This window comes from Alloactinosynnema sp. L-07 (assembly GCF_900070365.1).
Lineage (GTDB): Bacteria > Actinomycetota > Actinomycetes > Mycobacteriales > Pseudonocardiaceae > Actinokineospora.
Window position 1 is genome coordinate 7091747 of sequence record NZ_LN850107.1, and the last position, 13472, is coordinate 7105218.

The 13472-nt window shown below is 73.2% G+C and carries 12 protein-coding genes; 11 read left to right on the top strand and 1 reads right to left on the bottom strand.

Annotation, left to right across the window (positions count from 1 at the left end; genetic code table 11):
- Positions 1-3 precede the first annotated feature (3 nt).
- The 7 genes from BN1701_RS32490 to BN1701_RS32520 are packed head-to-tail and all read left to right on the top strand — an operon-like array spanning position 4 to position 8583.
- Positions 4-1707 carry a prenyltransferase/squalene oxidase repeat-containing protein gene (locus BN1701_RS32490; protein WP_172803368.1) on the top strand — a complete coding sequence of 568 codons (1704 nt, stop codon included), beginning with the start codon at positions 4-6 and terminating at the stop codon, positions 1705-1707.
- Positions 1704-3023, top strand: coding sequence for a cytochrome P450 (locus tag BN1701_RS32495; protein ID WP_054055180.1), 1320 nt, complete (start codon positions 1704-1706; stop codon positions 3021-3023). Before BN1701_RS32490 ends, BN1701_RS32495 begins: the two co-directional genes overlap by 4 nt.
- A 3-nt stretch (positions 3024-3026) precedes the next feature.
- Positions 3027-4211 (top strand): cytochrome P450, encoded by a 1185-nt coding sequence (locus tag BN1701_RS32500; protein ID WP_054055181.1) that lies wholly within the window; start codon positions 3027-3029, stop codon positions 4209-4211.
- Complete coding sequence (locus tag BN1701_RS32505; RefSeq protein WP_054055183.1) at positions 4198-5406, top strand: cytochrome P450; 1209 nt, start codon at positions 4198-4200, stop codon at positions 5404-5406. Before BN1701_RS32500 ends, BN1701_RS32505 begins: the two co-directional genes overlap by 14 nt.
- Positions 5403-6563 (top strand): nucleotide disphospho-sugar-binding domain-containing protein, encoded by a 1161-nt coding sequence (locus tag BN1701_RS32510; RefSeq protein WP_054055185.1) that lies wholly within the window; start codon positions 5403-5405, stop codon positions 6561-6563. Before BN1701_RS32505 ends, BN1701_RS32510 begins: the two co-directional genes overlap by 4 nt.
- Positions 6564-6574: 11 nt before the next feature.
- Positions 6575-7741, top strand: a complete 1167-nt coding sequence (locus tag BN1701_RS32515; protein ID WP_054055187.1) for a cytochrome P450 — start codon at positions 6575-6577, stop codon at positions 7739-7741.
- An 11-nt stretch (positions 7742-7752) separates the two neighbouring features.
- Positions 7753-8583, top strand: coding sequence for a phytanoyl-CoA dioxygenase family protein (locus tag BN1701_RS32520; RefSeq protein WP_054055189.1), 831 nt, complete (start codon positions 7753-7755; stop codon positions 8581-8583).
- On the opposite strand, the gene BN1701_RS32525 is transcribed toward BN1701_RS32520, so the two are convergent.
- The gene (locus BN1701_RS32525; protein ID WP_054055191.1) at positions 8562-9527 is read right to left on the bottom strand and encodes a UbiA family prenyltransferase; all 966 of its coding nucleotides are present in this window, start codon (positions 9525-9527) and stop codon (positions 8562-8564) included. The two genes, BN1701_RS32520 and BN1701_RS32525, sit on opposite strands and share 22 nt — an antisense overlap.
- Before the next feature lie 94 nt (positions 9528-9621).
- On the opposite strand from BN1701_RS32525, the gene BN1701_RS32530 reads away from it, so the two are divergent.
- From BN1701_RS32530 to BN1701_RS32545, 4 genes are all read left to right on the top strand, one after another.
- Complete coding sequence (locus BN1701_RS32530) at positions 9622-10782, top strand: FAD-dependent monooxygenase (protein WP_054055192.1); 1161 nt, start codon at positions 9622-9624, stop codon at positions 10780-10782.
- A 72-nt stretch (positions 10783-10854) separates the two neighbouring features.
- Positions 10855-11604, top strand: coding sequence for a methyltransferase (locus BN1701_RS32535; protein ID WP_054055194.1), 750 nt, complete (start codon positions 10855-10857; stop codon positions 11602-11604).
- Positions 11601-12668 carry an acyl-CoA dehydrogenase family protein gene (locus BN1701_RS32540; protein ID WP_054055196.1) on the top strand — a complete coding sequence of 356 codons (1068 nt, stop codon included), beginning with the start codon at positions 11601-11603 and terminating at the stop codon, positions 12666-12668. The genes BN1701_RS32535 and BN1701_RS32540 overlap by 4 nt, the downstream gene beginning before the upstream one ends.
- The gene (locus BN1701_RS32545) at positions 12665-13471 is read left to right on the top strand and encodes an alpha/beta fold hydrolase (RefSeq protein WP_054055198.1); all 807 of its coding nucleotides are present in this window, start codon (positions 12665-12667) and stop codon (positions 13469-13471) included. Before BN1701_RS32540 ends, BN1701_RS32545 begins: the two co-directional genes overlap by 4 nt.
- Position 13472: the final 1 nt, after the last annotated feature.

Here is a 13472-nt window from a genome sequence, read left to right on the forward strand (position 1 = left end):
TGCGTGGATCTCATCGCAGTGCGGAGCCGGGCTGAGAAGGCGGCAAGCCGGGGGCTCGCCCACCTGTGGGACCGGCAGCGAGAGAACGGGTCCTGGGTGGACCGGCTGTCCTCCTCGACCGTCGCCACCGCGCTCGGCGCGTTGTCGCTGCACCGCGCCGACCCGGCCGGGCACCGTGACCGGATCGCCGCCGCCGTCGGATGGCTGAACGCCAACCAGCGGGCCGACGGCGGCTGGAGCATGGCCGACGCGGAGCCCCCGAGCAGCCCCGGCATGAGCGCGTTCGCCATCGCCGCCCTGCACGAGATCGACCCGGACGCCTCTCGTGGCGCGCTGGAGCGCGGCTGGGCGTTCCTCGACGCCAACGACGCCGAGAACGTCATCCCCGGCCTGCGCGGCCAAGCACCCAAGACATGGCCCGCCGCGCTGCCCACGATCTGGGGTCTGGTCGGACTGCGAGACCCGCGCGAACAGCCCGACCAGCCGGTCGAGGCGGTGCTGCTGCCGTCCCGGCTGCGCAACAAGGTGTCCATCGCGCTGCCGGTGATCCTCGCCCTGGGCGTCATGCAGGCCCGCACGCTGCCGCGTGGCCCGTTGCGCAGGCTGACCAGCCGGATCGCGCGACCGAAGGCGCTGGACTGGCTGCGCGAGGTGTCCGGCGCCAATGGCGGCATCGAGGAGTGCCCGATGATCGCCGGGTTCGTCTACCTGGGCCTGCACGCCGCGGGCGTCGGACGCGACCTGCAACTGGCGTCGTCGCGCTACCTGCTCAGCACCCAGCGGACCGACGGGTCGTGGGCCATCGACCGCGATCTGGAGATCTCGGTGACGGCCTACGCGGTCATGGCCCTCACCGAGTTCAGTGACGTCGCCGCCGAACCGCAGCTGCACCGTACCCGCGACTGGCTGCTGGACGCCCAGTGGAACCGGCCGTTCACCCCGCTCGGCCTGCCCGCGGGCGGCTGGGCGTGGGCGAACCCGTCGGGCTGGCCGGAGACCGAGGACACCGCCGTCGTGCTTGGAGTGCTCGCCGATCTCGGCGTACCGCGCGGCCACCCAGCCGTCGAACTCGGCATCCGGTGGCTGCTGCGTATGCAGAACCGGGACGGCTCGTGGTCGGAGTGGGTGCGCAACAGCGCGATCATGAACGACCGGCCGTGTGCCGGGGTCACCGCGCACGCCATCCTCGCCCTGCACCGCTTCGGGGTGTCCCGGGCACCGGGTTCCGCGATCGCCCGGGGACTGTCCTATCTGGACAACCACCGGCAGGCAGACGGTTCGATCGCGTCGGTGTGGTTCAGGGACAGCACCCACGGCACCTCCCGGCTGCTTGAGGCGTTCACCGCCACCCGGCACGGCGCTTCCCCCGCCGCCCGCGCCGCCCACCGCCGGTTGGTCGCCGAGCAGGCCGACGACGGCGGCTGGCCGCGCCACCACGAACTGCCGCCGGAGGGCACGACGGCCGAGGAGACCGCGTGGGCTCTGTTCGCCCTGCTGCACGCCGGGCACGACCCCGCCGACCCCGCCGTCCTGCGCGCGGTCGACTGGCTGGTCGACCGGCAGGACGACCTCGGCACCTGGCGGCCCAGCAACGTCGGCCTGTATTTCGACGACCTCTGCTACACCGACGACCTCATCGCGCACACGTTCGCCCTGCGTGCCCTCGGCCGCTTCCTGCGGGTCACCGACCGCAGCGGCGCCCGATGACCCGGGCACCGCTGCGCGACGAGCACTCAGGCACCATGCCACCGGGTCCGCCGTGGCCCGCCGCTGTCCAAACGCTCCTGTGGGCGCTCGCGCCGGTCGCGTTCGGACAGTTCTGCCTGCGCCGGTACGGGCCGCTGTTCACCGCGCGCATCGTCGGATTCGGGCCGGTCGTGCACGTCTGCGCACCGGACACGGTCCGCAGGGTGCTGCGGACCGAGGCGGACCGCTTCGACGCGGCAGGCGCCAACGACGCCATCGGATTCATCGTCGGCAGGCACTCGCTGCTGCTGTCTACCGGTGCGACACACACCGCGCGCCGAAAGGTCCTTAAGGGACCGTTGCACGGCGCGAACGTGGCGCACTACGTGGCACTCATGGAGTCGATCGTGGCGCGCGAAGTCCGCGGCTGGCGGGTCGGCTCGACTGTGCGGCTGCTCGACTGCTTCCAGCGGATCACCCTGGAGGTGATGATGCGGGCCGTCTTCGGCATCACCGACTCCAGCAGGCTCGACCGGCTGCGGGTGCTCGTGCCCCGGCTGCTCGACATCAACCCGCTGGTGCTCCTCGTGCCCGCCGCTCGCAGGCGATTCGGTGGGCACGGCCCGTGGTCGCGGCTACAGGCGCTGATCACCGAGGTGGACGGGATCATCCGCGCGGAACTGGCCGAGCGCAGGGCTTCGCCCCGGCCCGGTCCCGACGTCGTGTCGGCGCTGCTGGCAGGCGACCAACCGGTGACCGACGCCGAGATCCGCGACCACCTCGTCACGCTGCTCGCCGTCGGCCAGGAGACCACCGCCACCCAGCTCGCCTGGTTCTTCGAGCGGGTGCTGCGCTGCCCGGACGCGCTGGGCGCGGTCACCGAGGCAACCCACCGGGGCGACCGGGTCGTGCTCGACGCCGCCGTGCACGAGGCCGTCCGCGTGCGACCGACCACATTGGACGTGGGCCGGGTCGCGGTGCGGCCGTGGCACGCCGACGGCTACACGGTGCCCGCGGGCACGCTGTTCGCCGTCTCCATCGGGCTCCTGCACCGCTCGCCGCGGGTCCATCCCGAACCGGACCGCTACGACCTCGACCGACGACCGGTGCCCGGCCCCGACTTCCTGCCGTTCGGCGCGGGCGCGCACCACTGTCTCGGCGCGTCGCTCGCGCTGGTCGAGATGCGTACCGTGGTCGCGGCCGTGCTGCGCTCGGTGCGACTGGCTCCGGACCGGCGCACGGCGGAGCGGGTCCGGCTCAAAGGCCCCATGCTGCTGCCGCACCGCGGAGCGGCCGCCAGGGTCGTGGCGAACCACCTGCTCGACGGGGGTGGCTGAGCCGTGCACACGTTCCCGTTCCCGCAGGCACCGCGCCTGGACCTCGAACCGGAGTACCTCCGGCTGCAACGCGACGAGCCGGTCTGCCTGGTGCGGTTCCCCTACGGCGAACCGGCCTGGCTCGTCACCCGGCACGCCGACGCGCGGACCGTCCTCGCCGACCCGCGATTCTCCCGGGCCGAGTCGCTGCGCCGCGACGTCCCCCGGGTCACCGAGGTCAACTTCGCGGGCGGCATCGTCGCGATGGACCCGCCCGAGCACACCCGGCTGCGCGCGACCTGCCTGCACGCGTTCACCGCCCGCACGGTCGCCCAGCTGCGCGAGCGCGCCACCGCACTCGCGGTCGAGCTGGTCGACGCCGCGGCGGCGAGCGGGACCTTCGACGCCGTCGCCGACCTCGCGGTCCCGTATACGCTGCGGATGATCTGCGAGCTGCTCGGTGTCCCCTACGCCGACAGCGACCGGTTCCGCGGCTGGGCGGAGGCAGGCCTCGCCACGACCGCCATCACCGAGGCGGAGCGCCTCGACGCGACCGGGCGGATGTGGGAGTACATCGCCGACCTCATCGCACGCCGTCGAGTGGAGCCCGCGGCCGACCTGATCTCGGCCATGCTCGCCGCCGACGAGCGCGGAGTGCGGGACGAGGAACTCGTGGTCATCGTGATGGCCGCGCTCGTCGCGGGATACGAGACCACCTCGACGCAGCTGCCGAACTTTCTCTACCTGCTGCTGTCCCGGCGGGACCGGTGGGAGGAACTCGTCGCCAAGCCGGAACTGGTCGACACCGCCGTCGAGGAGCTGCTGCGGTTCGCGCCGCTGGAGGCCAACGGCGCGTCGCCGCGCTACACCAAGGTCGACGTCGTGCTCAGCGGAACCCGCATCCCGGCGGGCGCGGCGGTGGTCGCGGCGACGGTCGCGGCCAACCGGGATCCCCGGGTGTTCGCCGACCCGCAAGCGCTCGACCTGGCCCGCGACCCCAACCCGCACCTCGGGTTCGGCTTCGGTGCGCATTTCTGCCTCGGTGCGCCGCTGGCCCGGCTGGAGCTGCGCGTCGCCCTCGGTGTGCTCGTCGCCGCCCTGCCCGAGATGCGGCTCGGCCCGCCGGAGCCGCGGTGGAAGACCGGGATGCTCGTGCGGGGTCCGGTGACCCTGCCACTGGAAGCCGGGAGGCGCTGTGACGTCACGTGAACCACCTCCGGTCGAACGGTTCCGGCCTGCCGACCTCGACCGCGACTGGCACGCGCTGCGCGCTGGCTGCCCGGTGTCGCGGACCGCGACCCCGGATGGCGGCGGCACCTGGCTCGTGACCCGCTACGACGACGTCCGAGCGGTCCTGGCGAACCCGGCGTTCAGCGTGTCGCCCCTCGACGTCGAACGCGGCCACGGCACGGCCGAGGCGAACGAGTCCATCTTCCAGGACCCGCCCGAGCACACCCGGCTGCGTGGTCTCGTCGCCGCGCCGTTCGCCGTCAGCCAGGTCGGCAGGTACGCGCCTGCCATCCGCGCCAAGGCGGACGGCTTGCTCGCCACGATGATGCGGGCGACCGAGCCGGTGGACGTCATGTCCGGGTTCGCCAAGCCGCTCACCATGAACGTGATCGCCGGTATCGTCGGCATCCCCGAACCGGACCGGCCGATGGCGCAACAGCTGTCCGACCAGCTGCTCGTGCCGCTGTCCGAGGCGCAGGGCGCGGTGGCACGCGCCGGGTGGCGCCGGTTCAACGACTACGTGCTGGCGCTGGTCGCCGCGCGGCGTGCCCGGCCGGGGCCCGAGGACGATCTCGTCGCCCACCTCATCCGCGCCCAGGCCGCCGACTCATCGATCACCGACGTCGAGTTGGTCACGATGGTGCTCGGGCTGCCGGTCGCCGGGTACGTCAGTACCGCCAACGCCATCGCGGTCGCTTTCCGGCACCTGCTCGAAGAAGGCTGGCTCGCGCGCCTGCGCGCCGGTGACACCGAGCTGGCGAACCGGTTCGTCGAGGAGGTGCTGCGGGTCCAGTCCGGCGACAATGGCGAGTCGATGCCCCGCTTCGCCACGTGCGAGGTGCGGGTCGGCGGGACAGTCATCGGCAAGGGCGACCGGGTGGTGGCGCCCCTGGTCGCGGCGAACCGGGATGAGGAGCTGTTCGCCGACGCCGACACGTTCGATCCGTACCGCACCGGGCTCGGCAGGCACCTCGCGTTCGGGTTCGGCATCCACCGGTGCCTCGGCGCCAACCTCGCCCGGATGGAGCTGCGCTGCGCCGTCGCCGCGATCGTCGAATCGGGGCTGCGCGCCCGCATGATCGAGGACTGGGACGACGTGCCGTGGCGGGTGAACATGCTCGGCGACCGGTTCCCCGAGCGGCTGCTCATCGCGATCGAAGGAGGCTCCGGATGAACGTGCTGTACGCGTCGATCCCGGCGTGGGGGCACACCTACCCGGTGCTGCCCGGGCTCGCCGAACTGGGCGGGCGTGGCCACCGGGTCCAAATGCTCGCCTCGGCGAGCTTCGCCGCGGAGATAGCCCGCTGCGCCGAACCGGTCGGATACGACTCGCCGATGGACATGCCCGACGACCCCGTCGACCTTGCCGACATGGGCCGGGTTCTGCCGCTGCTGCTCGCCGAGGCGCGGGCCGCGTATGCGGCGCTGGCCGCTGTGCGGCGGCCCGACGTCATCGTCGCGGACGTGCTGTCGATGGCAGGCTGGCTGCTCGCCGAGGCCACCGGGCTGCCGCTCGTGCGGGTGTGGCCGGTGTTCGCGTCCAACAGCGAGTTCTCCCTGCACACCGACTACGCGTCGCGCACCGACGATGCCGAGTCGACCGCCGGGTTCCTGTCCGACGTCGCCGACTTCATCGCCGATGTCGGCCTGTCGGCACGGCCGTCGGTGTCGCCGGAGCGGTTCTTCAGCAACGAGGCCGACCACAACATCGCCCTCTATCCGCGCGAACTTCAGCCGCGCGGGGACACCTTCGACGAGCGGTTCACCTTCGTCCGGCCGTGCATCCGGCCGCCGGAGGAGTCGGCCGACCTGCCCTGGCTGCGGGGCGACGGCCCGCTGGCCGCCGTGTCACTGGGGACCGTCTTCACCGGCAACACCGCGTTCTTCCGCACCTGTGTCGCAGGCGTCGACCAGCTCGGCTGGCGTGCCGCGGTCGCCGTCGGGCCGACCCTGTCTCGGTCGGACATCGGGCCGGTGTCCGACAAGGTCATGCTGCGCGGGCGGCTGCCGATGATCGACACCCTGCGCAACGCCGCGGTGCTGGTCTCCCACGGCGGGCTGACCAGCACCGTCGAAGCGCTGGCCCACGGGGTGCCGGTGGTCATCGCGCCGCAGATCGGCGAGCAGCGCGCCGTGGCCGACCAGGTCGAGGCCCTCGGCGTCGGCGTGCGGCTGCGGGAACCGTTCACCCCGGCGACCGTCGCGGAGCAGCTGCGGACCGTCGCGGCCGACCCGCTGCTGGCCGACCGGGTCGCCGGGCTGCGGGCCCGGATCACCGGCGGTCGCCCCGGCGCGGAGTTCGCCGACGCCGTCGAACACGCATTGGCCTGAAGGAGCGCGCGATGACGACTTACCAGGAAACGCTGCTGGCCTACCCGTTCGCAAGGACGTCCGCACTGGACCCGTCGCCCGAACTCGCGCGGCTGCGGGCAGCCGGGCCGATCCACCGGGTGCGCACCGCGGCCGGTGCGGCGTGGCTGGTGACCCGGCACACCGAGGTGCGCGAACTGCTGTCCTCTCCCGCGTTCGGCACCGGGTACCCCGGCGCGTTGCCGACGGGCGCGGACGATCTCACCACCGGCTTCATGTTCCTGCACAACCCGCCGGAGCACACCCGGCTGCGGCGCAGCGTCGCCCGCGCGTTCACCGCCCGCCGGGTCGCCGAACTGGGGGAGCGGGCCAGGGTGATCGCCGCCGACCTGGTCGCGACGATGCGCGAGCACGGTCCGGTGCTCGACCTGCAGGCGGAGTTCGCGTTTCCGCTGCCGATCGCGATTACCGCAGAGCTGCTCGGCATCCCGGAGCCGGACCGGGCCCGGTTCCGCGGCTGGGCCGACATCGTGCTGCGCCCGGCCGACGCGGCAGGCGACTGCGCCGCAGCCTTCACCGACCTGCAGCACTTCATCGTGGACCTGGTCGACGCCAAACCGGACGGGCCCGACCTGCTCAGCGACTTGATCCGCGAGCCAGACGGCCTGAACCGGCTGGAAATCGCCGCAATGGCACTCGGCCTCCTGATGGCTGGCTACGTAACCACGGCATCGGCCATCGCGCACGGGATGCTGCGCCTGCTCACCACGCCCAGCGCTCTCGCCGCGCTGCGTGCGGGCACCGTCCACACCGGACGCGCCGTCGAGGAGCTGCTGCGGCTGCAGGACGAGGAGATCGGCGTCAACCGGGTCGCTCGGTCCGATCTGGACCTGTGCGGGGTGCGGATCGAAGCCGGGGAGACGGTGATCGCCTCCCGGTCCGGCGCGAACCGTGACCCGTCCATCTACCACGCGCCGGACCAGTTCGATCCGGCGGCGGACCGCGTGCCGCACCTCGGGTTCGGCCACGGCATCCACCACTGCCTCGGCGCCGCCCTCGCCCGCATGGAACTCGCCGTCGCGCTCGACACGCTGCTCACTGGGCTACCCGGCCTGCACCTTGCTGTCCCGCTCGACGAGGTGCGGTGGAGCGCGCAGGGCATGGACGTCGCCATCGAGACCCTGCCCGTGGCCTGGTGAGAGGAATGCCCATGGGACCGACCGTGCCGCGACTCGAACAGCCCTACGACCCCGATGAGCTGGACGCCGCCGTCCGCGACCGCGGGGCCGTCGTCCTGGCCCGCGCCTATCCGCCCGACCTGTGCTCGACGTTCCTCGCCCAGGTCGCCGACTACCTGCGGACGCATCCCGAGGAGTCCGAGTACGCCGTCCAGTCTGTGCTCGGCGGCTTCCAGGGGGCCACCACCACGACCCTGCACGCCCTCGTCGGCGTCGTCGACTGCGCGCCGGAACTGGTGATGCAGCGCGACATCGTGGCCTGCGCCCGGCGGGTCCTGCGTCCGCTGTCGGACACGGTCCTGCTCACCGTCGCCGAGTACATGGCCCGCCTGCCCGGCGCACCCCGCCAGGAGCTGCACCGCGACACGTTCTCCTGGCGGCACGTCCCCGGCGGCAGGCACCCGATCGCGCTCACCGTCATGGCCGCGATGTCGGAGTTCACCGCGGCCAACGGCGCGACCTGGGTCGTGCCGGACAGCCACGGCGGACCGGCCGACGAACCCGCGCCGGACTGGTCGACGGCCGGGCAGGTCGAGCTGGACCGCGGCGATGCCCTGCTGTTCCGGGCCGACACGTTCCACGCGGGCGGGGCCAACGCCACCAGCGACACCACCCGGCACATCTTCTCGATGGGCTTCCAGGTCGCCTGGCTCCGTCAGGTGGAGAACGGGACGCTCAGCGTGCCACCCAGCCGAGCCGCGGGCCTCGATCCCGAGCTGCTCGAACTCCTCGGCTACTCACACGAACTGGTCCTCGGCCTCTACAAGGGCGGTCACCCTCGTCACGCCCTCACCGGCTCGTAGCGCCGCCGCATCAGAGCGCGGGCGACCAGGGTCACCACGAGCGAGGTGCCGCCGACCAGCAGCGCGACGTCCGGCCTGCCCGCGGCGGCGAGCAGGAACGTGCCGAGCACGATCCGCGCGGCGACGACGATCTCGTGCGCCCGCAGGCAGACCGCGCGGGGGATCGGTCGCGGCGCCCGGGCCACGAGCGCCACCGACATCCAGTTCGCGAGCGCCACGACGGCCAGACCCGCGTAGTAGACCGGCAATGAGATCCCGCCGCCGAGCACCAGCGGCCACAGCGCGCCCAGCGCCACCCAGGACACCAGGAAGTTGACCAGGCCGCGGACGGTGGCCTGGTCGCCCTGCCGCACCGGGTAGGTGCGGCAGCCGCCGCGCCGGTCGCCGTCCCGGTCGCCGAGCGCGCCGAGAAGATTGGAACCCGAGTCGTGCAGCCAGAAGACCACGGCGAGCGGCAGCAGCCGCGGCTCCGGGAGCGGCTGCACGACCATCGAGCCCCACAGCAGGGTCAGCGCCGTCGGCAGCCCGCGCACGACGTTGCCCCACAGTCCGCGTCCTTTGAGGACACTGGCGTAGGCGATGCCGAAGGCGCACGCGACCCCGGCCAGTCCCGCGGTCAACGGGTTGACCAGCACGGCGATCAGTCCGCCCGCCCCGATGCCCCCGACCATGACCGCGCGGGCGGTTTCGGCCCTGACGCGGCCGGACGGGATCGGCCGGTGCGGCTTGGTGAGCCGGTCCAGGTCGCGGTCGAAGTAGTCACCGCCGTAGATCGAGGCGATCCAGGCGAGCGTGGGCACCAGCCAAGCCAACAGGAGCAGCCGGGGTGGGGCGTCCACATCGGTCAGCACGGCCCCGGACAGCCCGACGGTGCCCGCGTAGAAGAGGGTGTCCGGTCGGCACGCCTCGGCGTGCGCCTGGATGCGTGTCCACAATCTCGACATGTGCGTCACCGTAGGCCGACGCGGGTTGCAGGCTCGCTGTTCGGCTGCGGGCAAGGCATTATCGCACCATGTCGTATGTCCACAGTGAACCTTCGTGATCCACGTCGTCGGCGCGGGGATCGCCGGGCTCGCGAGCGCGCTCGCGCTGCGCGCGGCGGGCTTGCCGGTGCGGGTCGTCGAGCGGGCTTCGGCGCCGCGCGCGCACGGCGGCGGAATCGGTCTGACCCCCAACGGGATGCACGCCCTGCACCGCCTCGGCGTCGGCCCGGAGGTGTGCGCGCGCTCGGTGGTGCAGACCGAGGGCGGAGTGCGCACCCCGGGCGGCCGCTGGCTCGCCCGGAGCGATCTCGCGTTCGTGCCCCGCCGCTACGGCGAGCACGTGCGGGCCCTGCTGCGCCGCGACCTCACCACTGTCCTGGCCGCGGCCCTCCCACCCGGAACCGTCCACTACGGACTCACCGCGGCGCTGGTCGCACCCGGCGGCATGGACGGTCCCGCGCTGCTGCGCGTGGGCGACGACGTCGTGCCGAGTGACCTGGTCGTCGCGGCGGACGGGATACGTTCCGCGCTGCGCGGTGCCCTGTATCCGGACCATCCGGGCCTGCGCGACTGCGGCTCGGCGAGCTGGCGGGCCGTCGTGCCCGCGGACGGCGTCACCCTGGCGCCCGCCGAGACCTGGGGCGCGGGCCTGAGGCTGTCAATCCTGCCCCTGCCCGCGGGCCGCGCCCACTTCTCCGCGCTGGCAACCGATGCCGCCCGCGCCAACGCGGACCTCGGCACCCTGTTCGGCCGCTGGCACGACCCCATCCCGACCCTGCTGGCCCGTGCCGCCGAGGCCGAGGTGCACTTGGACCGCATCGAGGAGCTGGCCGCTCCGCTGCCCGCGCTCGACCTGGGCCGGGTCGTGCTGGTCGGCGACGCGGCGCATCCCATGACCCCCAACGTGGGCCTGGCCAACGTCGCCCTGGAGGACGCCGTCGAGCTGGCGCACCGCATCGGCGACACCGCCGACTTCGCGGCGCTGCGTGCGGCACTGGCCGACTACGACCGGGTGCGCCGCCCACGCGTCGACCGGCTGGCCCGGATCTCCCGCTGGACCGGCCGCGTCGTCGAGAGCTCGCACCCGGTCGCGGTCGCCGCCCGCAACGCGGGCACGTGGCTCGGCGGGCTGCTGCCCGAGGTGGTGTCCCGTCGGTCGCTGGACACCCTGGTCGGCTGGTCACCGCCCGAACCGGCCGGTGTTCGACCCGGCTGATTGCCAGGCGACGGGCGGCGGCGTTTGCTGAGGGTCCAGCCACACCGGACAGATCAATGCCACGGGACGCCAATGGACATCAGGGAATTCGAGCTGCGCATAGGTCAGACGATCATCGATGGCTACCGCGGCGACACCGACCGCCCCGCCGTGTTCGACCTGCTCGGCCGCCAGTGGGATCTGCTCGACGACGTGTGGCCGCCCACCTACTCACCCGGCGGCGAGCTGCACGCCGACCTGATCCCGTTCGGCACGATGGCCGCGTTCCTCGAGATGGGCAGCGGCGCGGGGGTCATGTCCGTGCTCGCCGCGCTGGCGGGCTGCCGTCGGGTCCTGGCGCTCGACCTCAACCCCGCCGCCGTCGACAACACCCTTCGCAACGCCCGCAGGCACGGCGTCGCCGACCGGGTCGAGGCCAGGGTGAGCGACCTCTACGCCGCCGTCGCGGCGGGCGAGCGGTTCGACGGGATCTACTGGAACCCGCCGTTCTTCGACGCGCCCGCCGAGCACCTCGACGGCTCGCTGTGGCACGAGACGATGTTCGACCCCGGCTTCGCCAAGCTGCGCCGCTTCCTCGTCGATGGCGCGGGCCTGCTCACCCCGACCGGGCGGATCTACCTGTGGTTCGGCGAGGCGCTGGGCAGTCCGACCCTGATCGACGACCTCGCCGCCTCGGCGGGCCTCGCCGTGCGCGGGCTGCACCGCACGACGATGGCCGAGGTGCCCCCCGCCATCGCCCGCGCGCTGCCCGCCGAGGCCATCAGAGGCGACCGGCACGCGCAATGGCACCTTCACCTGCTGGAACTCGGGAGCACCGCATGACCGGAATGCTCGCCGCGGCCGCCGCGGCCGCCGACAAGGTGCTGTACCCGGCCGCCGCCGAGGTCGACCGAACCGGCCTCGTCCCGGACAGCCACTTCGCGTTGCTGGCCGCCGAGGGCTTCTACGGGCTGTTCGCCCCGCGCGAGGCGGGCGGGCCGGGATTGGCGTTCACCGAAGCGCTGCGGGTCGTCGAGACCCTGGCGGGCGGCTGCCTTGCCACCACGTTCGTGTGGCTACAGCACCACGGGATCGTGATGGCCCTGCTGATGACGCCTAACACGGAACTGCGGGCCCGGTTGCTCGCCCCCGCCGTGCGCGGCGAGGTGCGCGGCGGCGGCGCGTTCTCCGGGGTCGTGCACACCCCGCCCAGGGTGCGCGCCGTTCGCCGACCCGGAGGCTGGTCGGTCAGCGGCCGGGTACCGTTCGTCAGCGGCTGGGGCATCGTCGACCTGCTGCACGTCTCCGCCCACGACGAGACCACCGGCGAGGTGGTGAGCGGCCTCGTCAACGCCTGCCCCGGCCCAGGGATCGCCGCCGTCGAGCCGCTGACGCTGGTGGCCGGACAGGGCACCAACACCGTCTCGCTGGAACTGCGGGACCTGGTGTTGCCCGACGAGCAGGTCACCACCCGCACCGACCGGGCCGCGTTCCTGGCAGGCCTCGCCATCGGGCTGCGGGTCGACAGCGCGCTCGCCCTCGGCCTCACCGACCGGGCTGTGCGCCTGCTGGCCGAAGCGGAGCCGAAGGCGGCCGACGCGCTGCGTAGCGAGCGGGACGACCTGCGCGACCGCTTCGACACCGCCCTCGGCGAGCCGGACCGGCTGCCCGCCCTGCGAGCCGCCTGCTCCGAACTCACCCAGCGCGCCTGCACCGCCCTCGTCGTCGCGGGCGGCGGCGCGGCCCTGTCCGCGGGCCACCCAGCCCAGCGCCTGGCCAGGGAAGCGCTGTTCACGCTCGTCGTCGCGAGCCGCCCCGCAGTGCGGTCCAGGCTGCTCGACCTACTCGCCGGACCGGCCGACCTAGGGCGTGTTCCAGCCCTCGCAGCCGTCGGCGGCAGGCGATGAACCGGGTCGAGATCGCCGACGGGCACCTCGCCTACGACGACCTGGGCAGCGGCTCGCCGGTGGTGCTGCTGCACGACGGAACCCTGGACCGCCGAGTGTGGAGACCGCAGCTCACCGCCTTCCCCGGCTACCGGCTGCTCGTCCTCGACGCGCGCGGGCACGGCGAGTCCGCCACCCCGACCCAGCCCTACCAGCGGGCCGACGACGTGATCGCCCTGCTCGATCATCTCGATCTGCCCGCCGCGTTCCTCATCGGGCAATCGATGGGCGGCACCACCGCGCTGGACACCGCCCTCGACCACCCGGACCGGGTCACCGGGGTGGTGGCCAGTGGCTGCGGCACCTCGCAGCAGTACTGGCGCGGCGCGTTCCTCGTCGACCTGCTGCGCCGCCAGTTCGAGGCGGCGCGGCGCCGTGACACCGTCGAGTACGTCGAACTGTTCCTGCGCATGTGGGTCGACGGGCCGACAAGGCGGCCGGACGAGGTGCCCGCCGGGGTCAGGGAGTCCTGCCGGATCATGGCCATGTCCACCGCCGCCCGGCATTCCCGGCCCGACCCCGTCCTGCCCGGCCGCGCCGCCGACTCGTGGCAACGGCTGCCCGGCCTCACCGTCCCGCTCCTGCTGCTCACCGCCGAGCTGGACTGCCCGGACGTCCACGAGATGGCGGAGCGGGTCGTCGCCGCCGTGCCGCACGCCGAGTCGCGCCGCGTGCCGGGGGCGGGCCACATGCTCAACCTCGAACGGCCGGACATCTTCACCGCGGCCGTGCTGGGCTTCCTCGACACCGCGCGGGTCGGGTAGC